Source organism: Pseudomonas umsongensis (assembly GCF_012647205.1).
In the GTDB taxonomy this organism is placed as follows: domain Bacteria; phylum Pseudomonadota; class Gammaproteobacteria; order Pseudomonadales; family Pseudomonadaceae; genus Aquipseudomonas; species Aquipseudomonas umsongensis.
This window is the reverse complement of the sequence record NZ_CP051487.1, coordinates 3,934,382-3,957,062: the sequence shown is the minus strand read 5'-3', so window position 1 is coordinate 3,957,062 and position 22,681 is coordinate 3,934,382. Positions and strand designations below refer to the sequence as shown.

Below are 22,681 nucleotides of genomic sequence, written 5' to 3'. Positions count from 1 at the left end.
CCCTGCGTCGAGTCACAACCATGACAATCACTCGCAGCGACTGGGAGCAACGCTTCCAGTCCCTCAACATCGAAAGCCGCGCCTTCATCGACGGCCAGTACTGCGCGGCCGCCAGCGGCGCCACGTTCGAATGCATCAGCCCGGTGGACGGTCGTTTCCTGGCGAATGTGGCCAGCACCGACGAAGCCGATGCCAACGCCGCCGTCGCCGTTGCCCGTCGCACCTTCGAATCCGGCGTCTGGGCCAACCTGGCTCCGGCCGAGCGCAAACGCGTGCTGATCCGCTTCGCCGACTTGATCCTGGCCAACCAGGAAGAGCTCGCGCTGCTTGAGACCCTCGACATGGGCAAGCCGATCAGCGACTCGATGAACGTCGACATTCCGGCGACCGCCAACGCGATTCGCTGGACCGCCGAAGCCATCGACAAGATCTACGACGAAGTCGCTGCCACGCCCCGCGATCAGCTTGGCCTGGTGACGCGCGAACCGGCCGGCGTGGTCGCGGCCATCGTGCCCTGGAACTTCCCGCTGATCATGGCCAGCTGGAAATTCGCCCCGGCCCTGGCGGCTGGTAACTCGTTCATCCTCAAGCCTTCGGAAAAGTCGCCGCTGACGGCCATTCGCATCGCGCAGCTGGCACTGGAAGCGGGCATCCCGAAAGGTGTTTTCAACGTCTTGCCGGGCTACGGTCACACCGTCGGCAAGGCGCTGGCGTTGCACATGGACGTCGACGTGCTGGCCTTCACCGGCTCCACGGCGATTGCCAAGCAACTGATGATCTACGCCGGGCAAAGCAACATGAAACGCGTCTGGGCAGAAGCGGGGGGCAAAAGCCCGAACGTGGTGTTCGCCGATGCACCGGACCTGCGCGCGGCGGCACAAGCGGCAGCCAGCGGCATTGCCTTCAACCAGGGCGAAGTCTGCACCGCCGGTTCGCGCTTGCTGGTGGAGCGTTCGATCCGCGAGCAGTTCATGCCATTGTTGGTGGAAGCCCTGCAAGCCTGGAAGCCGGGGCATGCACTTGATCCGTCGACCACCGTCGGCGCGGTCGTCGACCAGCGTCAACTGGACAACGTATTGCGCTACATCGATATCGGCAGGGAGCAGGGCGCCGAGTTGATCGCGGGCGGCCAGCGCACCCTCGAAGAAACCGGTGGCCTGTACGTGGAGCCGGCGGTTTTCGACGGCGTGACCAACGCCATGACCATCGCCCGGGAAGAAATTTTCGGCCCGGTGCTGTCGGTCATCACCTTCGACACCGCTGAAGAAGCCCTGGCGATCGCCAACGACAGCATCTTCGGCCTGGCCGCCGGCGTGTGGACCAGCAACCTGAGCAAGGCCCACACCTTCGCCCGTGGCCTGCGTGCCGGCAGCGTCTGGGTCAACCAGTACGACGGCGGCGACATGACCGCGCCGTTCGGCGGGTTCAAGCAGTCGGGTAACGGTCGGGACAAATCGCTGCACGCGTTCGACAAGTACACCGAACTCAAGGCGACCTGGATCAAGCTCTAAGACCTATAAAAAAGCGACGGTCACCGGCCTCTTGCCGGTGCCCATCGGAGAAACCTATGAAACAAGCACATGTTAATAGCTACTACGCCGCCACCCGCAACTTCACCGGCGATTTCCCGGTACTGGAAGGGGCGGTTGACTGCGATATCTGCGTGATCGGCGCCGGCTACACCGGCCTGTCCTCGGCGCTGTTCCTCGCCGAAGCGGGCTACAGCGTCACCGTGCTCGAAGCGGCCAAGGTCGGCTTCGGCGCCAGCGGTCGCAACGGCGGGCAACTGGTCAACTCCTACAGCCGCGACGTCGATGTCATCGAAGAGCGCTACGGCGACAAGACCGCCGAAATCCTCGGCAGCATGATCTTCGAAGGTGCGGACATCATTCGTCAGCGCATACAGCACTACGACATCCAGTGCGACTACCGTCCCGGTGGCATCTTCGCGGCGATGAACAAAAAGCAACTCAAGGGCCTGGCCGAGCAGAAGAAGAGCTGGGAACGCTACGGCAACAAGAACCTGACAATGCTCGACGCTGCCGACATCAAGCGCGAAGTGGGTTCCAATGCCTACGTCGGTGGCCTGCTGGACATGCAGGGCGGCCACATTCACCCGCTGAACCTGGCCCTCGGCGAAGCCTCGGCGATCATCGGCCTGGGCGGCAAGATCTACGAGCAGTCGGCGGCGGTGGAAATCACCTACGGCGAGCCGATCACCGTGCGCACCGCCAAAGGCGTGGTAAAGGCCAAGTACCTGCTGATCGCTGGTAACGCCTACCTGCCGCAGGGCCTGGACAATCGCGTGACCAGCAAGAGCATGCCGTGCGGTTCGCAGATCGTTGTGACTGAACCGCTGCCGGAAAAAGTTGCCCGCAGCCTGATCACCAACAACTACTGCGTCGAAGACTGCAACTACCTGCTCGACTACTACCGCCTGACCCGCGACAACCGCCTGCTCTACGGCGGTGGCGTGGTCTACGGCGCCCGTGAGCCGGACGACATCGAACAACTGATCCGCCCGAAGATCCTCAAGACCTTCCCGCAGTTGAAGGATGTGAAGATCGACTACCGCTGGACCGGCAACTTCCTGCTGACCATGTCGCGCATGCCGCAATTCGGCCGTATCGAGAAAAACGCCTACTACATGCAGGGCTACAGTGGTCACGGCGTTACGTGCTCGCACCTGGCCGGCAAGCTCATCTCGGAAATGATTCGTGGCGACGCCGAGCGTTTCGACGCGTTTGCATCCTTGCCGCACATGCCGATGATCGGCGGGCGCACCTTCTCGGCTCCGTTGACCGCCCTCGGCGCCGTGTACTACTCGCTGCGCGACCGTTTCGGCATCTAGACTTTACCTCACCGGCAGGCACCCCAATCAGGTACTGCCGGCTTTTTTACCTGAAACACCACGTACCCCTGTAGGAGCAGCCGCAGGCTGCGATCGTTTGATCTTGCTTTTGACGATCAAAGATCAAAAGATCGCAGCCTGCGGCAGCTCCTACAGCAACACCCACAAACGTGATTTAATAGCCGCCTTTCACGTTTCCGGGACCGGAAAACGGCGCGATCTACGCCTGCTCTCCACCCCCATTACCCTTGCGTACCAAGCACATAAGGCTGTCATGGACACGGGCTCACGACTCAAATTAGTACGCGAAAGCTACAAACTGTCCCAGCGCGAGCTGGCCCGGCGTAGCGGCGTCACCAATGCCACCATTTCCCTGATCGAACAGAATCGCGTCAGTCCTTCCGTCAGCTCGCTGAAAAAGCTGCTTGAAGGCATTCCCATGTCCCTGGCCGACTTCTTCACCTTCGATCAGCCACCGCGCGAGCATCAATACGTCTTTCGCGCCAACGAACAGCCGGACCTCGGCCGCCACGGCCTGCGGCTGCTGCTGATCGGTGCGTCCGTGCCGAGTCGGCAGATGCGTCTGTTGCGCGAACAATACGCGCCGGGTGCCAGTTCCGGCGAAGAGCCGATCGTGCACTCAGAAGGCGAGGAGTGCGGGCTGGTCACCCGTGGCACCGTCGAGCTGACGGTGGACGGGCAGATCAGCGTGCTCAATGCCGGTGACGGGTACTATTTCCCCACGACCTTGCCGCACCGGTTCAGGAACATCGGCGCGGATGAGGCGGAAATCATCAGTGCGAACACCCCGGCGAACTTCTGACGAACCGGCCCCAGGACGTCAATCGCCGCATTACGCCTGGGCAACGTGCTTGGGCCCCGCCAGGGCCCACAGTACCAGGCCAATCAACGGTACAAACACGATCAGCACCATCCATACCCCTTTGTTGCTGGCGTTCCCTGCGCTTTTGCGCACCCGGTTGATCGCCCACAGTTCAAGCGCCAGCAGCACTGCCGCCGATACGATCCATAGCGTTTCTATTTGCATGAGCCACCTCCTGATAGTCAGTCAGTTAGGTGGCCGTGCAATCGCGGGGTTCATTTAATTTTCGCCGCTACCTGGCTTTCCAGTGTCCGCCACCGGACTCGCAATCGATCCTGGCCTGGTCAATGTGCTGCGCATCGTAGTAATAGGTGGTGACCTTGGCGCTGTCGGGAATGTTCAGCGACGTGCTGTTCTTGTCCTTGCTGGTGGAATGTGGGTTGGCCAGGGATTCCTGGGTCAGCGTAGCGACGCAGGAGGCTTGATAGTGATCGGCGCACTGTTCGACCTTTTTCTTGGTGCTGGCCAGCATGTCCTTGCTCTCATTGCTGCAGGACCAATCGATGGCATTGACCGGCATGCCTTCGTATTCATAACAGCTGTGGGTTTCGACCACGGGGACGGCAGCGCTTTGCGATCGCGTCAGCACGTCACAGCCTTCGGCAGCGGCCAGGCCGGGAACGAGGCTGGCGATCAGGAGCAGAAGTCGACGGTTCATCGGGATTTCCTCTGCAATGGCGCCTTTGCCTGATCGGGAAGTGGCGCCGACAGAGATTTGAAAACGCGATGAGGTACGGGGTTCCCTTCATTTCAAGGGACCCTGTAGGAGCGAGCATGCTCCGGGCGGCGTTCCGACGATGGACGTCAACGATAACGCGCCCTGTCTGGATGAACGCGTTGTCTGGACATTTTTCGCGAGCAGGCTCGCTCCTACAGAGGGATGAGTACATCCGCGAAATCAGGTCGGCTGTCAGGCCGCCTCGCTTTCGCGTTTGATCTTGATCTGGCTTTTGATTTTCTTGCCCCCTCGAGAGGCCGAGTGGAGGTTCTGCGCAGTGGGTAAACCGGCAAGGATGCCGGTTTAGCCGCGCTGGGCCATGGATGGCCCATCGCGGCGACCCACGGAGCAGGACCGGAGCGAGGGTATGGCGAGCCCTAGCGAGCCACCGAACGCCAGGGGCAAGAGCCCTTGGTTACTTAGGGCCGGGCGGCGTTCCGTTTTTCCAAGTGACTCGCTGTAAGAGCGAAACCCTAGGTGGCCGTTACCGCAGCAACGGATATACACCCAATCTAAATTACAAATCTGCGGGGCTTCATCATGCGGGTTATCGGCGCGATTAAACGTTGGCCGCCAGCTTCCCACCCGCCAACCGTCGCTTGTACGCACTGTCACGATTGGCCAGCCACCAGTACAGCGGCGACGTAATCAACAGGCCCACCAACCAGGACAAATCCGCGCCGTTGATGTGCTCGGAAATCGGTCCGACATACAGCGGCGTGTTCATGAACGGGATCTGCACCACGATGCCGATCGCGTAGGCCAGCAGCGCCTGCGGATTGTAGCGACCGTAGATACCGCCATCGACGTGGAAGATCGAATCGATGTCGTACTTGCCTTTGTGAATGGCGTAGAAGTCGATCAGGTTGATCGCTGTCCACGGCACCAACACCACCAGCAATACCAACACCATGTCGACGAAGTGGCCGATGAAGTCAGCGGAGGCACCGACGGCGGCAAAGCAGCAGGCCGCGAGCACAATGACCGAGAGCACGGCGCGGCTCTTGGCGGTGGGGATCCAGCGGTAGGCGAAGGTTTGTACCAGGGTGATCAGCGACAGCACGGCGCCATAGAGGTTGAGTGCGTTGTGGCTGATGACGCTGAGCAGGAACAGCACCAGCATCAGCGGGCCGATGGAACCGGTGGCGAGCTTGACCGCGTCCATGGTGTCCATGCCGACTGGCGTGGCCAGTACGGCGACGGCGCCGAAGACGAACGAGAGGCTGGAACCGAGCACTGTGCCCAGGTAGGTGGTCCAGAAGGTGGCCGCCACGGGCACGTTGGCCGGCAGGTAGCGCGAGTAGTCGGACACGTAGGGCGCGAAGGCGATTTGCCACAGCGCGGCCAGGGAAACCGTTGCCAGCCAGCCGGAAATGTTGAAACCGCCACGGGTGAGGAAATCGTCAGTCTGCACGTGGGTCAGGATGTAGCCGAAGCCCAGCACGATGCCGATGCCCAATACCCAGGTGCCGATACGGTTGAGCACGTGGATGAAGCGATAGCCGATGATGCCGATGATGCCCGAACCCAGGGCACCAATGACGATGCCCACCGGTACCGGCACGCTATCAACCACGCCGTGCAGGGATTTGCCGGCCAGCACGATGTTGGACGCGAAGAAGCCGATGTACATGACGCCGGCGATCAGCACCACCAGCAGGGCACCCAGGGAACCGAACTGGGCGCGGCTCTGGATCATCTGCGGGATACCCATCTGCGGTCCCTGGGCCGAGTGCAGGGCCATCAGCACGCCGCCGACCAAGTGGCCGACGAGGATGGCGACGATGCCCCAGACCAGGTTCAGGTGGAACATCTGCACGCCGAGGGCGCCGGTGACGATGGGCAAGGGGGCGATGTTGCCACCGAACCACAGGGTGAACAGGTCTCGGGTCTTGCCATGACGATCTTGCGGCGGCACGTAGCCGATCGTGTGTTTCTCGATGAGCGGGGCGCTCGTTGCTGCAGTGGTTACCATGATGAACTCCAAGGCAAAGTGAGTACGTGGACGTACTTCGGTGAGCGTCGCGCGAACGACGCTTTTCTTGTTGGAGCGATCATGTGCAATGGATCGGGATAGATAAATTAGTAAGTTTGTTGCCTCAAACCTTAAAAAATATATGCCGTGGCTGCGCTCGCCTCCGGTATGTTCAGCCTTGACGCAAAACCCTTGTGGGCGCTGTCGATTCCTTGACTTTCCGGAGGTCCCCATGGCCGCTTACAACCTGCGCCAACTCAGATATTTCGTCACCACGGCCGACTGCGGCAGCGTGGCCGAGGCTTCGCGCAAGCTCTATATCGCGCAACCATCGGTGTCGACGGCGATCAAGCACCTGGAAGAGAGTTTTGGCGTGCAACTGTTCATCCGACATCACGCCCAGGGCGTTTCACTGACGCCGAGCGGCTCGCGGTTCTACCGCAAGGCCCAGGAGCTGCTGCGGGTCGCCCATGAGTTTGAGCAAAATGCCCTGGCGGACAATGACGTGGTGGCGGGGCAGATCGATATCGGCTGTTTTGAAACCGTGGCGCCGCTGTACCTGCCGCGCCTGATCGCCGGTTTCAAGGCACGTTGGCCGGGGGTGGAAATCCGCATTCGCGATGGCGAGCAGCAGGAGTTGGTGCAAGCGTTGACCGCCGGCAGCATCGACATGGCCATGGTCTTCGAACACGACCTGGACAGCACGATCGAGACGGTGGCACTGATGCCGCCGCAGCAACCCTACGCCTTGCTTCCCGCGGACCACCGCTTCGCGCAGCAGGCGAAAGTTTCGCTGCACGACCTGGTGCTGGAGCCGATGATCCTGCTGGATGTGGTGCCCAGCCGAACCTATTTCGTGAGCATCTTCGAAGAGCGCGGGCTGACGCCGAATATCGTCTTCAGTTCGCCTTCGATCGAAATGGTCCGGGGGATGGTAGGACGGGGTTTCGGCTTTTCGATCCTGGTGACCAAACCGTTTTCCGAATACACCTATGACGGGCAAAAAGTCGTGTGCGTGCCGCTGGCCGAAGCCGTGACCGGCTCCGGGTTGTCAGCGGCGTGGTTGCGCAGGGCGCAGCTGACCAAGCCGGTGCAGCTGTTCGTGGACTACTGTCAGGAAGAACTGGCCCGGCTCTATACCTGAGCATCGGGCCAGCCATCAGTTGCCGATCGCCAGCAGCATCCGTTGCAGCATGGCATCGCAGCCATGCAGTTGCTCCAGGCTGACGAACTCGTCGGGTTTATGACCTTGCTCCATGCTGCCGGGGCCACACACCACCGTCGGGATTCCCGCCGCGTCGAACAGGCCGCCCTCGGTGCCGAACGCCACCGTACCGAAATCCCGAGAGCCGGAGAACGCCGCGATCAATTCAGCGGCTTCGCTGCGGGCATCGGTGGCCAGGCCGGGGTACGCCGACAATTCACTGAAACGGATCTCGCTGTGCTCACTCACGGCGCGCATGCGCGGCAACAGTTGCTGCTCGGCGTAGGCCTGCAGTTCCTGCGCCACCCGGCGCGGGTCATGTGAGGGCAGGGCGCGAACCTCGAAGTCGAAGCGGCAGTCGGCCGGGACGATGTTCAAGGCCTTGCCGCCGCCAATCACGCCGGTCTGCACCGTGGAGAACGGTGGATCGAAACGCGCGTCATGGAGTTCGGGGGCCTTGAGCCGTTGGCCGATGCGCCCCAGTTCACTGACCAGCTCGGCCGCGTATTCGATGGCATTCACCCCAAGCGGGGCGTAGGCCGAATGGCAGGCGTGACCGTGGATGTCACAGCGCATCGCCAGCTTGCCCTTGTGGCCCAGCACCGGTTTGAGTTCGGTGGGTTCGCCAATGATGCACAGCATGGGTTTGACCGGTCGTTGTTCCAGGGCCTTGAGCAGGGAGCGCACGCCCAGGCAGCCGACTTCTTCATCGTAGGACAGGGCGATATGCACCGGCAGTCGCAACGAGGCCTGCACCAGCGATGGCACCAGGGCGAGCACGCAGGCGATGTAGCCCTTCATGTCCGCCGTGCCGCGACCGTACAGTTTGCCCCCCAGCTCGGTGAGCTGAAACGGCGCGACGGTCCACGGCTGGCCGTCGACGGGCACCACGTCGGTGTGCCCCGAGAGCACGATGCCTGGCCGGTCCGCCGGGCCGATCGTGGCAAACAGATTGGCCTTGCTGCGCTCCTGGTTGTAGACCAGTTGGCACGGCACATCGAAACCTGCGAGGTAGTCGCGGACAAACTCGATCAGCTGCAGGTTGGATTCGCGGCTGGTGGTGTCGAACGCCACCAGCGTTGCGAGCAGATCGCGGCTGGCGCTCATCGATCGTCTCCGGCGACACCATAGCCAGGGGACCTGTCGGGCGCCAGGGCGCGGTCGATATAGTCCTGGACTTGCGGACGGTAGGCCTGCCAGAGTTTTTGCAGCTGGCCAATCGGGTCTTCATCGGCCCAGTCGACCCGCAGGTTGACGATCGGCCAAGTCAGTTCCCCGACAACCAGCACCGCGGCCGAATGCACTGGCCCGGCTTCGCCACCGGCCGCCATGCCGCCTTGCATCGCCGCGAGCAAACGGTCGGCCAGATGGCCTTCGGCCTGTTCGAAGGCGCTGACCATGGCCTCGATTACGCCGGGGGCCGCGAGCATGTTGCCGGCCGCCACGCATTGCTCGCCGGACACCGCATTGTGCTTGCCCAGGGTTTGCGCACCGCTGAAGTGCGCGGTGCGGCCGAGGTGGTCGATGGCAGTGATCTGCCGGTACTGGCTGTAGCCGTTGCGGGTCAGCACCTTGTCCAGGGCCTCCGCAGGTGCGAGGCCTTGCTCCATCAAGGCGAGGGTTTCCGGGCCAAGGGAGGGCAGGGTGATGTTTTGCGTGGAGACGGCACCCACACCGGGCAGCAACCAGGGGCAGCGCGCGCCGACGGCGATGCTCGAGGAGCTGATGGCGATGCCGAACTGGCCGGTTTCGGGGCAGCGGGCGGCGATGGAAAAGGTCATGGCTGTGCTCCTTATTCCGGGATCACCGCGATCACATCAATCTCCATCAGCCACTGCGGCTGACCCAATGCCGTCACCACCAGCCCGGTGGAAATCGGGAACACGCCTTTGAGCCACTTGCCCACTTCCTGATACACCGGTTCGCGGTAGCGCGGGTCGATCAGGTAGGTGGTGGTCTTGACGATGTGGCTCAGGTCGCTGCCGGCTTCTTCCAGCAGTTGCTTGACGTTGCGCATGGCTTGCTCGGTCTGTGCCCGCGGATCGCCGAGGCCAACGAGGTTACCTTCGAAATCGGTGCCGACCTGGCCACGCACATAGACGGTATTGCCGGCGCGGACGGCCTGGCACAGGTCGTTGTCCAGGCTCTGGTTCGGGTAGGTTTCCTTGGTGTTGAACATGCGGATGCGGGTATGGGTTGGCGTAGTCATTTAAAACTCCTGAGGTATGGGGGCCGGCGCGGTTCACGCGCCGGGCAGATATCAAGCGCTGACGGTTGTCTTGTTAGCGGCCGGGGCGTTTTCGGCCTCGCGTTGGCCAGCATCGCGGTACTCGAGGTAGGTGCGCTGGATGGCGATGTGATCGGCCACATACTTGGCGTCATGCCACACGCCCCAGATGAACGAGGAGCCACGGCGGGACTGCCAGGGCAGGCCAAGGAAATACACGCCAGGTTCGCTGGACACTCCGCGCTGGTGCTGCGGCTTGCCGTTGTCGTCAAAGGCGTCGACCTTCAGCCAGCTGTAGTCCACGGCAAAACCGGTGGCCCAGATGATCGATGTCACGCCGGCCTTGGCCAGGTCGAGCTCGAGGATCGGCTGGGTGACACAGTCCGGCTCCGGGAAGGTATGACGTGCTTCGGGTTCTTCCGGCAGGTCCAGGCCATTGCGTTCGATGTAGGCATCGGCGGCATCGAGCAAGGCCAGGTAGTTTTCATCGCCCCGGGCCAGGTTCTCCGCCAGGTTCGGCTGGAAGGTCGCCACGCTGCCATTGAACGCTTGGGTCAGGCCCACCAACACCATGCCGGCATGCGCCAGGCCACGGAAATCCACGGTACGGCCACCCTGGGCGCCACTGACGGCGATGGTCACGTGTTCGCGGCCGGGTTTCATGGCGGCCTGGTCCCATTCGCCGAGCACGCCCAGCCACCAGCAGAAATCGCGATTGCGATAGGCGCGGGGCGGCCGATCGTGGGCGCCGACCGACAGGTAGACCTGCTTGCCCGAGCGCTGCAGTTCATCGGCGATCTGCACCCCCGAGGAACCTGCGCCCACCACCAGCACGGCGCCCTCGGGCAATTGTCCGGGATTGCGATAGTCGGCGGAGTGGATCTGCAGCAATTGTGCATCTTTGGGGGCGATCGGCGGGATCACCGGACGCTGGAAGGGCCCCGTGGCAGCCACCACGCGGCTGGCCTCGATCACGCCTTGGGAGGTCTCGATGGTGAAGCCCGGGCGGCCGACATTGCGTTCGACTTTCTTCACTTCCACACCGGTGCGGATCGGTGCCTTGAACTTGCGGGCATACGCTTCGAAGTAATCGGCCACGCGCTCCTTGGGGGCAAAACCATCGGGGCTGATATCGTCGAATTCCAGGCCCGGAAAACGGTCGTGCCAGGCCGGACCATTGGCCACCAGCGAATCCCAGCGGCCGGTGCGCCAGCGCTCGGCGATACGGTTGCGCTCCAGCACCAGGTGCGGCACGCCGAGCTTGCTCAGGTGTTCACTCATGGCGACGCCGGCCTGGCCGGCGCCAACAATCAAGGTATCTATTATTGTTTTATCAATGGTCATCTCTTTGCCCTTCGAAGTTGGATTAAGGTCTATGTCGACCTGCCATTTCTTGGGCTCAAGACTAGGGATCAGCCTGATATCGGTAAAATATTATTAAGCTGGCATTTGAGTATAAATAACTGATGCAGAGCGTTTGCGGCGTGGGGTTGGCGAGGGTGGGATTGAACGTTCGTCGGCCGGCACCCTGCAATCGCTGCCCATTCCATCACGGCTGCTAAGCTTCGACCTTGCCACGTACTGGCCTGCCCAGGGCCCGGAAGGGGCAAGCGATTGTCGGCAATCTGCACGGAGGCAGGCAATGGTGATCAAGCACACAGGTCCTGCAAGTGCAGAGGGTACTGCCGTGCCGCTCGATCCTGAAGAGATGGAGCGGGTGCTGGCGTTGCTGCTGGCCAGTCCGTTGTTCGCCAGGTCCCGGCGCATGGGCAGTCTGTTGCGGTTTCTGGTCGAACACGACCTGCAATCGGCCCATGTTCCCCTGACCGAACACGCCATCGGTATCGCCGTGTTTCGTCGCGATCCGGCGGTGTATTGCACCGGTGACGATCCGGTGGTGCGGGTGCAGGTGGGGCGGTTGCGGCGCAAACTCGCCAGCCATTACGCCACGGTGGGGCAGCAGGAACCGGTGCGACTGAGCATTGCGCCTGGTTGTTATCGCCTGGCCTATCAGCGACTGCGCCCCAATGCAGGGGCCGCGTACCACCCTGTCTTGCAGATCCAGCCCTTTACCTGCATTACCCGCGAGGGCGATGACTTTACGCGTGGCCTGTGCGAGGAGCTCAGTTGTCGCCTGTTCGAGTCGTTCGAGCAGGCACAGACCAGTGGCAACCATGTATTGATAAGGATGCCGCGCAGCAGTGTGAAAACAACGAATGCCCGGCGTGGCGGCCGCTACTGCTATTGCCTGGAGGGCAGCGTGCGGGTCGAGCCGGCACGGGTTCGGGCATCGCTGCGGTTGGTGGATGCGGCGCAGGGGCGGATTCGCTGGTCGGCCCAGTTTGATCGCAATCAGCCCTATGGCATTGCTACCCAGGAGGATCTGGCAGCCTCTATCTGCCTGTCGCTAGCGGGTTATTTTGCCCAAGCTCCATTCGATGAATAGAGGGGGCAACGCGTGGTTGCCCCCGCTGCGCTCATCAAACGGTTTTCCATTGACCGCCTTCGTAAAGGCGACCTGCGGTGTTATCGAAGGTCAGGTCGATTTCGATCGCCTTTGAGCGTGAGGTACTGAACATGGTACTGGTCTGCACATCCTGTTCGAACCATACGAGGATAGTTTCCACGGGAGTCAGTACGGTATTGCCGGTGACCACCCGATTGACGGCCACGTAGATGGGTGTACTGACCTGATTGCCATCGATGCCGGTGGACAACTGGTTGATCCCCGGATGGATCGGCGCGAAGTTGTTCACGAACGTCACGGAAACTTCGGGCCCGCCCGTGACTGCCGGGCTCAGCAAGCCGTGTTCATCGAGTGTCGAGGTTTGCCCCAAACCGATATTGACGACATTGGTCGAGACTTTGACTTGTACGTTTTCCTGGAACACGTTGGTGGCGAACAGCTGATACAGCGGCGTCCAGCTGAATTCGTTATTGCTCAGGTAGGCGGAGTAGGACTGCCAGACCACGTTGTAGTCGGCAGTACCGACTTTCTTGGCGAAGCACAGCTTGTAGCCGGACTTCTTCAGCTGGGTCAGGTCGTCTGGGGCAATTTCAATGGTTACGGTTTTTTGCGAAGCCGCCAGGGCGGACCTCAAGACCCGACCGTAATCGGTGGATTTCAGCGCAGTGGCAGCACCCATGATCGACTTGACGGCTTCTTGCACATCATTGTGAAGCTGCTGGCTTTGTTGGCTGACAGCGATTGATTTGCTCATGGTTTCCCTCTTCCTTGGTGGTGTGTCGGGCAGACGATGGGCCGCTAGCGGTCAAGCCGGTCGGTCCATCGAGGCTTTCAATCTAGGCGCATGGGGCAGGGTGCCCAAGTGTCTTGGCGTTACAGGCGGGTATCGGGGTTGTATCAAACGTTATTACGATTGGTTTGTAGGCTTTTTTCCGCATCTAAGTGCGAAATTTCCTAAAGTGCATTTGAGGTGAGAAAAGTTGAAAGTAGGATACTTCATTGATGCTGTAGGATGCCTAAATATGTCCTGAGGACAGACTTAAATTGAAACTGAATTTCCAAATAACCTCGACATCTTTCTTGTTTGATTGTCTAGGCTTGTCGAACGTAGTCCTTGCAATTTTATTGTCAAGGAAGTGGTTATCACGAAAAAACGGGAGGGGTTATGGCTTCAAGCAGCTTTCAGAACGAAGTGCCAAAGGCACGGGTCAACATAAAACTCGACCTGCATACCGGCGGTGCGCAGAAAAAAGTCGAATTACCGCTGAAGCTGATGGTCATGGGTGACTACAGCAATGGCAGGGAACAGCGCCCCTTATCAGCCCGAAGCAAGGTTTCAATCAACAAAAACAACTTCGATAGCGTCTTGGCGGAGTTTACTCCGGTGTTGAAAGTGGCCGTGGAAAATACCCTGGTCGATGACGCTGGCGACGCCTCGGTCGAGCTGAAGTTCCAGCGCATGAAGGACTTCGAGCCGGAGCAGGTGGCGCGGCAAATCCCGCATCTGCGCGCGCTTTTGGCCATGCGCAACCTCTTGCGTGACCTCAAGTCGAATCTGCTGGACAACGCCACCTTTCGTCATGAGCTGGAACGTATCCTCAAGGATGATGCGCTCAGCGACGAGTTGCGCGCCGAGTTGGCCACGTTGGTACCGGAAGAAAATCGTTAATCCACTTCGGTTCGTTTAAAGGGAAGTTACTTTAATGTCCATCGAAAGTTCTAACGTGCAATCGCGCGACGCTACAGTGTTGTCCGAAGAAAGAGGCGTATATGGCGCACTGTTTGGCAAGATCAATCTCAGTCCGGTCGAAACCCTGAGTAGTATCGAAGTATTTCAAAATACCGAGGCGCTCTCCGAAGTGTCCGCCGATGAGCGAGTAACGGCGGCTGTCAGTGTATTTCTGAAACTGCTGGGGCAGTCTTCGCAGAAATTCGAACGCCTGGATAAAGTCCTGCTCGATGAACACATTGCAGCCCTGGATGCGCAAATCAGCCGGCAACTCGATGCCGTGATGCACCACCCCGATTTCCAGCGGGTGGAGTCAACCTGGCGTGGGGTCAAGTCGCTGGTCGACCAGACCGATTTTCGTCAGAACGTGCGCATTGAATTGCTCGATATCAGTAAGGAGCATCTGGTCCAGGATTTCGACGATGCACCGGAAATTGCGCAAAGCGGCCTGTACATGCATACCTACACCCAGGAGTACGACACTCCCGGCGGGGAGCCCATTGCCGCCGCGATCTCCAACTATGAGTTCGATTGCAGGCCGCAGGATATCGCCCTGCTGCGCAACATTTCCAAAGTCGCGGCCGCCGCGCACATGCCCTTCATTGGCACGGTTGGCCCGGCCTTCTTCGGCAAGCGCTCGATGGAAGAAGTGGCCGCCATCAAGGACATCGGCAACTATTTTGACCGTGCCGAATACCTGAAATGGAAGGCGTTCCGCGACAGTGACGACGCCCGCTACATCGGCCTGGTCATGCCCCGTGTCCTGGGGCGCCTGCCTTATGGGCCGGACACCGTTCCGGTGCGCAGCTTCAACTACGTCGAGAGCGTCAAGGGCCCGGACCACGACAAGTACCTGTGGACCAGCGCCTCGTTCGCCTTTGCCGCCAACATGGTCAAGAGCTTCATTGCCAATGGCTGGTGCGTGCAGATCCGCGGGCCGCAGTCGGGCGGCGCAGTCACCGAATTGCCGATCCACCTCTATGACCTGGGCACCGGCAACCAGGTGAAGATTCCTTCGGAAGTCATGATCCCGGAGACTCGCGAATTCGAATTCGCCGACCTCGGTTTCATCCCGCTGTCGTATTACAAGAACCGCGACTACGCGTGCTTCTTCTCCGCCAACTCGACCCAGAAAGCCGCCCTGTATGACACCGCCGATGCAACCGCCAACAGCCGCATCAATTCGCGCCTGCCGTACATTTTCCTGCTGTCGCGCATTGCCCATTACCTCAAGCTGATCCAGCGCGAGAACATCGGCACCACCAAGGACCGGCGCTTGCTGGAGCTGGAGCTGAACAAGTGGATTGGCGGGCTGGTCACCGAGATGACCGACCCGGGCGACGACCTGCAGGCCTCGCACCCGCTGCGTGACGCCAAGGTCACCGTGGAAGACATCGAGGACAACCCGGGCTTCTTCCGCGTCAAGCTGTACGCCGTGCCGCACTTCCAGGTGGAGGGCATGGACGTCAACCTTTCGCTGGTATCGCAGATGCCCAAGCGCAAGGCTGATACCGTTCGCGGGGAATCCAGGTCTTGAAAATCGACCGTCCCGTATGGTCTGCGGGGGCACTGCTGTGCCCCCAGCAGTTCCAGCAACAGGCACGCTGGGAAGCCTGGTCCAACGATCGCCTGGCACATTTGTTTCTGGTCCACCCCTGGGGGGTTCAGGCGGTGGCGTTTGATACGGAGGCCCTGCGCCTGGGCAAGCTCAAGGCCACGCAGTTATGCCTGCGCATGCCTGATGGCACCTTGGTTGATAGCGATCTGGTGGATCGTTTGCCCTGTGCTCTGGAATTGACCCACCTGCTTTCCGGTGAAGTTCAGGACGCTACGGTGCTCTTGGCCTTGCCGCTGGAACAGGCCAATGGCAACAACTGCTTGCTCGATAGCACCAAGGTCGAGCGACCGACGCGCTATCGGCAGGACTGGCGCAATGTGCAGGATTTCTACGATGGCGAGTTGCAACAGATCGGCGTGCTCGAACACGCGCTGAGCCTGCGCTTTGCCCACGACGACAACGCCGATTACCTGACCTGCCCAATCGCGCGCTTGATGCCGGACGGGCAGGGTGTATGGGGCCTCGACAGCGCTTATGTGCCACCACTGCTCGAGTTCGCGGCTCATTCGGGATTGCTGGCTCAGCTGGATAACCTGCTGACCCAGTTGTCCGCCAAGCGTCAACGGTTGATGGGCATGCGGCGTGAAAGCAACCAGCGCATGGCCGATTTTGCCGTAGCCGATGTGTCGCTGTTCTGGCTGCTCAATGCCTTGAACACCTATCAGCCGATTCTGGCGGATCTCAAGACCCATCCGGCACAGCATCCCGAGCTGGTCTATCGGGAGCTGGCCAAGTTGGCCGGAGGCCTGCTGACCTTTTCCCTGGAACACGACATCGAGCAGATCCCGCCTTACCGGCATGAGCATCTGGAAAGCGTCTTTCCACCGCTGTTGCGCCTGGTTTCCACCTTGCTGGAGGCCAGCCTGCCTTCGCGTGTCATTGCCCTGGAGCTTGCGGAGGACGGCGCCAACCGCTGGAAGGTCAGCCTCAATGATCCACGTCTGCGCGAGCGTGAAGGTGCCGACTTTTATCTGTCTGTGCGTTGCCGCTTGCCGGCAGCACAGGTGCAGAGCCAGTTCCCGCGCTTGTGCAAGATCGGCACGCCTGACGAAGTCGATCAACTGATCAACGCCGCGCTCGACGGTGTGCCGTTGCAGTCGCTCAGCCATGTCCCGGCAGCCATTCCACTGAGGCTGGAAAACCAGTATTTCGCCCTGGATCTCGACCACGCCAAGGGCCAGGCGGTGCTGGCTGCGGGGGTCTGCGCCTTCTACGTCCCGAGCACGCTGGCCGAGGTCAAACTTGAACTCTTTGCGGTGTTGCGCACATGAACCTGAAAGCCTCAAGAAAACCTACCGCACTGACGGTGGATATCGACGCGTTGCTGCAGGACAGCTACCTGCTGGTGGTGGAACTGCGCCAGGGGGCATCGACGCTCGCTGGCACGGCGCTGTGGGACCTTTGCGTCAAGCAGGTCGAGCATGTTCGCCAGTTGCTCGAGCTGGCAGGCCTGAACCCGCGCAGCATCGATCACATCAGCCATGCCCAGTGCGCCTTGCTCGATGAAACCGTACTCCGTGTCGAAACGCAGGCTCGCGATGCCTGGACGAAAGAGCCCTTGCAAGCGAAGTTCTTCAATCGCCACCAGGCCGGCGAGTTCCTGTATGAAGACATGCGCGAAGTCTTGCGTGATCCTGCGCCTGATCCACTGGTGCTGACAGTGTTCCATCGGGTGTTGATGCTGGGCTTCCAGGGGCGTTACCGCGATGGCGGCGACCCTGTGCGCGAGCAGTTGTTGAGCACCTTCCATGCGCAGGTCGCCCCTTTGGGAATCAGCCGCTCGCTGGCGACAACAGTGAAGATCGGACAGCGACTGCGCATGCGCTTGTGGCCACATTCGCCGCTGGCCCATGGTCTGCTTGTAGGGCTGCTCTTCGTCGGTCTGTGGTGGGGGCTTGACCAACTGTTGGCCAATCTCCTCAACTCGGTTTTGCCTGGTGAGGCCTGAAATGAGGCCAATAACCCTGGCCCAGATGCGCGGTCTCTGGTTGTGGGCGGGCGCGCTGTCATTGACATTGTTGATAGTCGTGCCATTGGCCTGGGGCCTGCGGGCAACAGCTGTTCTGGCCGTCGTCTGCGTCATGGTCGTGGCCTGGAACCGGCTGGGGCGCCGTGCAACGTCAATGAGCGCATCATTGATCCTGGCCGAGAATACATCGTTGCCTCCGGCAGCCTACCGCCAACCAGTGGTGCTGGTCTGTGGCGATGGTCTTGTGGAGTTGTTCGGCGAGACACCCGTGGAACAACTGGCCTTGCGCACGACCCACCAGGGTTGCTATGTGCGGGTACCCGAGCTTGAGCAACTGCCTACGCTCACCGCCGGCCTGATGACACTGCGCCCGGAATGGAGTAGGCAGCTCAGCGTCATGTTCATCGTCAACCCGGCCGAGCAGGACGACAGCGCCGTACTGGCTGCACGGGTGCGTGCTTTGCGTTATCAGCTAGGTATCGTCCGAAAGGGCGACATTGCGCTGCCGCTACTGTTGGCGACTTACTTGCAAGCCCCGACCGCAGAGGCTGTCTGGTTCAGTTGGGAGGACGCAGAGGATAGCCCCAGGGTACGCGAGGCCGGAGCCTGCACCAGCCTGGCCGACTGGCAAAGTCACCCTTCAGACAGTGCAACGCGCGCTGCCCGCATGCACGCCAGCGTAAAGCTGAACAGTGTCGTGGCATGGCTCGATCACACGGTATTGCCTCACTTGTCGCCCCGCGATGCCCGCGATCCTGACGGTCTGCCGAAGGTTTGTGCTGTCACCTTCGTACCGCTGCTCGCGCAATCAGTCACGGGCAACTTATGGCAACAATGGCTGCGCAACAAGGTTGCACTGCTTGACGCCAGGCAAGCTGAGCCAGGGCAGTGCATATCCATGCCTTTCCCCGATCCCTTGCTGGCGCTGCTTCCCATGCAGGCTCAACGCGCTCCCTCGCGCCGTGCGAGCGTCATCGCCTGGTGGTTGTTCGCCGTTGCCGGGATAACAGCGTTGGCCAGCTCGGCCTGGCAGAACACCCTGTTGGTCCGCCAGGTCAGTGACGACTTGCGTCGTTACAACGCCCTCCCGGTGACTGGGCAACCTGAACGGCCTGAATACATCCTGCGCGAGCAGGCGCTGACGGTGCTGCGCGAGGATGCCCTGCGCCTGGACAGTTACTACCGACACGGCGCTCCCTTGTCGCTGGGACTCGGCCTTTATCGAGGCGAGCGCTTGCGCATCCGGCTGCAGTCGACGATTGCCGGTCACCGTCATCCTTTGTTGGCGCCAAGACTTGCGGGCAATTCAACGCCGGTGCGCCTGGACAGCCTGTCGCTGTTCAACACGGGCAGCGCCCAGCTCAAAGCCGGCTCGACGAAGATCCTGGTCAACGCCCTGGTCGACATCAAGGCCCAGCCTGGCTGGCTCATCGTGATCAGCGGCCATACCGATGCCACCGGCAGCACCGAGCAAAACCTGCAGTTGTCCCGCGCCCGAGCTGCCGCCGTGCACGACTGGATGCAGCACATGGGCGGCATCCCTGGAAGTTGCTTTGCGGTTCAGGGTTTCGGTGCGAGCCAGCCCATCGCCAGCAATGACACCGAGGCCGGGCGAAGCGCTAACCGCCGTGTCGATATTCGTCTTGTGCCGGAGCCGGGAGCCTGCGTGTTCCCTGCTGCGGGATCAGACTTGCAACCCCCTGTCGCCTAACGCGGCATTCATGTTCTTAGAGAAGGAGCTTCACATGGCAATTCCCGTTTACCTGTGGCTGAAAAATGATGGCGATGCGGACATCAAGGGTTCGGTCGATGTGATAGGGCGTCAGGGCAGCATCGAGGTGCTGGCCCAGGATCATGGCTTGACCATTCCCACTGACAACAACACCGGCAAGCTGACAGGCACACGGATCCACACGCCGTTCAGGTTCACCAAGGAAATCGATGCTGCCAGCGTCTACTTGCTCAAGGGCGCGTCCCAAGGACAGACGTTCAAGAGCGCCGAGTTCAAGTGGTATCGCATCGATGACGCGGGCCAAGAGGTCGTTTACTACACCGTTCTGCTTGAAAACGTAAAGGTCGTGAGCGTCGTGACGAAAATGCACGACATCAAGGACCCGACAAAGGAAAAACACAATCACCTGGAAGACGTCCAGTTGCGTTACGAGAAGATCACCTGGAAGTTCGCCGAGGGCAACTTCAGTCACTCCGATGCCTGGGACGAGCGTCAGGGCGCTTAGCCCACTGAGCTCGCAGGTACTCATGCCTGCGGGTTCGATTTTCCGAGTTGAGCGTCCGAACGCGGGCGCTCAGCCAGCCCCATCGAGTTTCGGGCTCGTCGATGACCAACCGCACACTCAAAACAAGGACGTACCCCCATGGTACAGAATGCCTCCCGCTTGCTTCGCCGTCTCAATCCCTACTGTGCCCAGGCGCTGAGCGCGGCGGCGACCCTGTGCCAAAGTCGCGCCCATGGCTACATCAGTATCGAGCACTGGTTGCTTAAATTATTCGAACAGGGCGAGGGCGACCTGACGCTCATTGCCCGTCGCTACGAATGGGATCTGGACGCGCTCTGGCGCGGACTGCTTGAACACCTGGACAAACTACAGCGTAGCGTGCACGGCAAGCCGCAGCTGTGTGGCAAATTGCAGCAATTGATCAGGAGCGCCTGGCTGCGCGCATCGCTGGACAGCCAGGAACAGCTGCGCTCGGCCCACTTGCTCGGCGCGTTGCTGGAGTCACCCGAGCTGCTGGCTTGTGACGCAGCCTGGCCACTGTTCAGCATCAGCGAAACCCAACTGCAGCATTTGTTCGTGCTGCTCGATCAACATTCCGAAGAGCGCCCCCAAGTGCAGCAAGAGGCTGCCATTGATCAGGCACCGGTCTCGATTGATGGGCTGGCGACGCCTTCATCCGCTTCCGGCAACCACGATGCCTTGCAGGCCGTGCTGGACAGGTTCACCCAGGACGTCACCGCAAAGGCCCGGGAAGGGCAGATCGATCCGGTGTTCGGCCGTGACGATGAGATCCGCCAGGTCATCGATATCCTCAGTCGTCGGCGCAAGAACAATCCGCTGTTGGTTGGCGAGCCCGGCGTCGGCAAGACCGCACTGGTCGAAGGTTTGGCGCTGCGCATCGTCGAGGGCAACGTTTCGGACAGCCTCAAACCGGTCAGCGTACGCACTCTCGACCTGGGGTTGCTGCAAGCGGGTGCCGGGGTCAAGGGTGAGTTCGAGCAGCGCCTGAAAAACGTCATCGATGCCGTGCAGCAATCGGCAAACCCAGTGCTTTTGTTCATCGATGAAGCCCATACCCTGATCGGCGCCGGCAACCAGGCGGGCGGTGCCGACGCGGCGAACCTGCTCAAGCCCGCACTCGCCCGGGGCGAATTGCGCACTATTGCCGCCACTACCTGGAGCGAATACAAGCAGTACTTTGAGCGCGATGCCGCCCTGGAACGACGCTTCCAGAAGGTCAAGGTCGACGAGCCGGATGACCACGATGCCTGTCTCATGCTGCGTGGCTTGAAGGCGCGTTACGCCAGCCATCATGGCGTGCACATTCAGGATGCGGCGGTACAGGCCGCGGTCGCGCTTTCGCGGCGTTACCTGACCGGTCGACAACTGCCCGACAAGGCCGTCGACCTGCTCGACACCGCCAGTGCCCGGGTGCGCATGAGCCTTGATTGCGAGCCCCAGGCACTGGTCAGGCTCAAGGCCGGGCTGGCGGCCCTGGGGCTTGAACGACAAGCACTGGCAGAGGATGCACAACTCGGCGATTGCAGCGTTGACGAACGCCTTGCCTTGATCGATGCGCAACGGGTCGACCTGCAAGACCAGCACACTGCGCTGGTGCGTCAGTATCGCGACGAACTCGACCTGACCCGCCAACTGCTTGATGCACGTCAGGCTGACCCCCTGCAGATCTCGCTTTGTACTGGACTGCAACAGCAGCTTGCGAAGGTGCAGGGCAGCCAGCCGTTGCTCTCGCTGGACGTCAACCCACGCAGCGTGGCCGAAGTGATCGCTGACTGGACCGGCGTGCCGCTGGGCAGTCTGCTCAAGGACGAACAGGCCAGCCTGCTTGAACTGGAGCAACAATTGAGTGACCGCGTCGTCGGCCAGAATCACGCTCTCGGCGCCCTGGCCCAGCGCCTGCGCGCGGCCAAGACCGGCCTGACCGAAGAGCAGGCTCCCTTGGGCGTGTTCCTGCTGGTAGGCACCAGCGGCGTTGGCAAGACAGAAACCGCCCTGGCGCTGGCCGACTGTCTGTTCGGTGGCGAACAGTCGCTGATTACCCTGAACCTCTCCGAGTACCAGGAGGCCCATACCGTCAGCCAACTCAAGGGCTCGCCACCGGGTTATGTAGGTTACGGCCAAGGTGGCGTACTCACCGAAGCGGTACGCCGGCGCCCCTACAGCGTGGTATTGCTCGACGAAGTGGAGAAAGCTCACCGCGACGTGCTCAACCTGTTCTACCAGGTCTTCGATCGCGGTTTCATGCGTGATGGTGAAGGGCGCGAAATCGACTTTCGCAACACCGTCATCCTCATGACTTCCAACCTTGGCAGCGATGAACTGCAAGCCTGCGTGCAGCAATATCCTGAAGCACCTGACAGCACCCTGCAGGAGTTGCTGCGGCCACTGTTGCGCGAGCACTTCCAGCCGGCATTGCTCGCGCGCTTCCAGACCCTGATCTACCGCCCTCTGCAAGTCGAAGCATTGGAACGCATCGTCGCGCAAAAACTTGCCAAGGTCGCCAAACGCCTGCAACGCCACTACGGCCTCAGCTGCCAGATCGAAAACGCGCTCAACCAAGCCCTGGTCGCCGCCTGCCTGCTGCCCGATACCGGCGCGCGCAACATCGACAGCTTGCTCAATCAGCAGATTTTGCCAGTGCTTAGCCTGCAGCTTTTGCAGCGGCAGGCGGCCCATCAGCAAACCCGGGGAGTGACCTTGGGTTACAGCGACGATGAAGGCATCACGCTGCGGTTTATCGATTCCCGGGAAGCGATGCCAAGCGTCGCCAAGGAGGCCTGAC

Annotated in this window: 20 protein-coding genes; 12 read left to right on the top strand and 8 right to left on the bottom strand. The window is 61.0% G+C overall.

What is annotated here, in order from left to right; translation table 11 throughout:
• The first annotated feature begins 20 nt into the window (after nucleotides 1–20).
• The 3 genes from HGP31_RS17740 (at nucleotide 21) to HGP31_RS17730 (ending at nucleotide 3,674) form a co-directional block, all read left to right on the top strand.
• Nucleotides 21–1,511 (top strand): aldehyde dehydrogenase, encoded by a 1,491-nt coding sequence (locus tag HGP31_RS17740; RefSeq protein WP_110755178.1) that lies wholly within the window; start codon nucleotides 21–23, stop codon nucleotides 1,509–1,511.
• 56 nt (nucleotides 1,512–1,567) lie between these two features.
• Nucleotides 1,568–2,851: an NAD(P)/FAD-dependent oxidoreductase gene (locus tag HGP31_RS17735; protein WP_168758311.1), complete on the top strand. Its 1,284-nt coding sequence runs from the start codon at nucleotides 1,568–1,570 to the stop codon at nucleotides 2,849–2,851.
• A gap of 274 nt (nucleotides 2,852–3,125) precedes the next feature.
• Nucleotides 3,126–3,674: a cupin domain-containing protein gene (locus HGP31_RS17730; RefSeq protein WP_007895886.1), complete on the top strand. Its 549-nt coding sequence runs from the start codon at nucleotides 3,126–3,128 to the stop codon at nucleotides 3,672–3,674.
• A 30-nt stretch (nucleotides 3,675–3,704) separates the two neighbouring features.
• Here the strand turns inward: HGP31_RS17730 and HGP31_RS17725 are convergent, their stop codons facing one another.
• The 3 genes from HGP31_RS17725 to HGP31_RS17715 form a co-directional block, all read right to left on the bottom strand.
• On the bottom strand, nucleotides 3,705–3,899 hold the full coding sequence (locus tag HGP31_RS17725; protein ID WP_020798446.1) for a PLDc N-terminal domain-containing protein: 195 nt from the start codon (nucleotides 3,897–3,899) through the stop codon (nucleotides 3,705–3,707).
• A 67-nt stretch (nucleotides 3,900–3,966) separates the two neighbouring features.
• Nucleotides 3,967–4,392 carry a hypothetical protein gene (locus HGP31_RS17720; RefSeq protein WP_020798447.1) on the bottom strand — a complete coding sequence of 142 codons (426 nt, stop codon included), beginning with the start codon at nucleotides 4,390–4,392 and terminating at the stop codon, nucleotides 3,967–3,969.
• Nucleotides 4,393–5,011: 619 nt separating this feature from the next.
• The gene (locus tag HGP31_RS17715) at nucleotides 5,012–6,427 is read right to left on the bottom strand and encodes a purine-cytosine permease family protein (protein WP_020798307.1); all 1,416 of its coding nucleotides are present in this window, start codon (nucleotides 6,425–6,427) and stop codon (nucleotides 5,012–5,014) included.
• A gap of 232 nt (nucleotides 6,428–6,659) precedes the next feature.
• On the opposite strand from HGP31_RS17715, the gene HGP31_RS17710 reads away from it, so the two are divergent.
• A complete protein-coding gene (locus HGP31_RS17710; RefSeq protein ID WP_020798306.1) occupies nucleotides 6,660–7,571 on the top strand; it encodes a LysR substrate-binding domain-containing protein in 912 nt (303 codons plus the stop codon).
• A 15-nt stretch (nucleotides 7,572–7,586) separates the two neighbouring features.
• Here the strand turns inward: HGP31_RS17710 and argE are convergent, their stop codons facing one another.
• The 4 genes from argE to HGP31_RS17690 are packed head-to-tail and all read right to left on the bottom strand — an operon-like array spanning nucleotide 7,587 to nucleotide 11,202.
• Nucleotides 7,587–8,738, bottom strand: coding sequence for an acetylornithine deacetylase (gene argE / locus HGP31_RS17705; RefSeq protein WP_151142588.1), 1,152 nt, complete (start codon nucleotides 8,736–8,738; stop codon nucleotides 7,587–7,589).
• Nucleotides 8,735–9,412: a DUF1028 domain-containing protein gene (locus HGP31_RS17700; RefSeq protein ID WP_020798304.1), complete on the bottom strand. Its 678-nt coding sequence runs from the start codon at nucleotides 9,410–9,412 to the stop codon at nucleotides 8,735–8,737. The genes argE and HGP31_RS17700 overlap by 4 nt, the downstream gene beginning before the upstream one ends.
• Before the next feature lie 11 nt (nucleotides 9,413–9,423).
• On the bottom strand, nucleotides 9,424–9,840 hold the full coding sequence (locus HGP31_RS17695; RefSeq protein WP_008058648.1) for a RidA family protein: 417 nt from the start codon (nucleotides 9,838–9,840) through the stop codon (nucleotides 9,424–9,426).
• Nucleotides 9,841–9,891: 51 nt separating this feature from the next.
• Complete coding sequence (locus HGP31_RS17690) at nucleotides 9,892–11,202, bottom strand: flavin-containing monooxygenase (protein ID WP_020798303.1); 1,311 nt, start codon at nucleotides 11,200–11,202, stop codon at nucleotides 9,892–9,894.
• Nucleotides 11,203–11,500: 298 nt separating this feature from the next.
• Here HGP31_RS17690 and HGP31_RS17685 point away from each other — a divergent pair, with 298 nt between their 5' ends.
• Nucleotides 11,501–12,304, top strand: coding sequence for a hypothetical protein (locus HGP31_RS17685; protein ID WP_168758310.1), 804 nt, complete (start codon nucleotides 11,501–11,503; stop codon nucleotides 12,302–12,304).
• A 34-nt stretch (nucleotides 12,305–12,338) separates the two neighbouring features.
• Here the strand turns inward: HGP31_RS17685 and HGP31_RS17680 are convergent, their stop codons facing one another.
• Nucleotides 12,339–13,079: a hypothetical protein gene (locus HGP31_RS17680; RefSeq protein ID WP_020798301.1), complete on the bottom strand. Its 741-nt coding sequence runs from the start codon at nucleotides 13,077–13,079 to the stop codon at nucleotides 12,339–12,341.
• Nucleotides 13,080–13,490: 411 nt separating this feature from the next.
• Between HGP31_RS17680 and tssB the strand changes: the two genes are divergently transcribed.
• From tssB to tssH, 7 genes are all read left to right on the top strand, one after another.
• Entirely contained in the window at nucleotides 13,491–13,994 is a 504-nt protein-coding gene (tssB, locus tag HGP31_RS17675; protein ID WP_020798300.1) for a type VI secretion system contractile sheath small subunit, read from the top strand.
• 34 nt (nucleotides 13,995–14,028) lie between these two features.
• Nucleotides 14,029–15,591, top strand: coding sequence for a type VI secretion system contractile sheath large subunit (tssC, locus tag HGP31_RS17670; protein WP_168758309.1), 1,563 nt, complete (start codon nucleotides 14,029–14,031; stop codon nucleotides 15,589–15,591).
• Nucleotides 15,588–16,943, top strand: coding sequence for a type VI secretion system baseplate subunit TssK (gene tssK, locus HGP31_RS17665; protein WP_168758308.1), 1,356 nt, complete (start codon nucleotides 15,588–15,590; stop codon nucleotides 16,941–16,943). The genes tssC and tssK overlap by 4 nt, the downstream gene beginning before the upstream one ends.
• Nucleotides 16,940–17,620 (top strand): type VI secretion system protein TssL, short form, encoded by a 681-nt coding sequence (gene tssL / locus HGP31_RS17660; RefSeq protein WP_168758307.1) that lies wholly within the window; start codon nucleotides 16,940–16,942, stop codon nucleotides 17,618–17,620. Before tssK ends, tssL begins: the two co-directional genes overlap by 4 nt.
• Before the next feature lies 1 nt (nucleotide 17,621).
• Nucleotides 17,622–19,352 (top strand): OmpA family protein, encoded by a 1,731-nt coding sequence (locus tag HGP31_RS17655; RefSeq protein WP_168758306.1) that lies wholly within the window; start codon nucleotides 17,622–17,624, stop codon nucleotides 19,350–19,352.
• 34 nt (nucleotides 19,353–19,386) lie between these two features.
• Nucleotides 19,387–19,878, top strand: coding sequence for an Hcp family type VI secretion system effector (locus HGP31_RS17650; RefSeq protein WP_020798295.1), 492 nt, complete (start codon nucleotides 19,387–19,389; stop codon nucleotides 19,876–19,878).
• A gap of 138 nt (nucleotides 19,879–20,016) precedes the next feature.
• Complete coding sequence (gene tssH, locus HGP31_RS17645) at nucleotides 20,017–22,680, top strand: type VI secretion system ATPase TssH (RefSeq protein ID WP_168758305.1); 2,664 nt, start codon at nucleotides 20,017–20,019, stop codon at nucleotides 22,678–22,680.
• The last annotated feature ends 1 nt before the right edge of the window (nucleotide 22,681 follow it).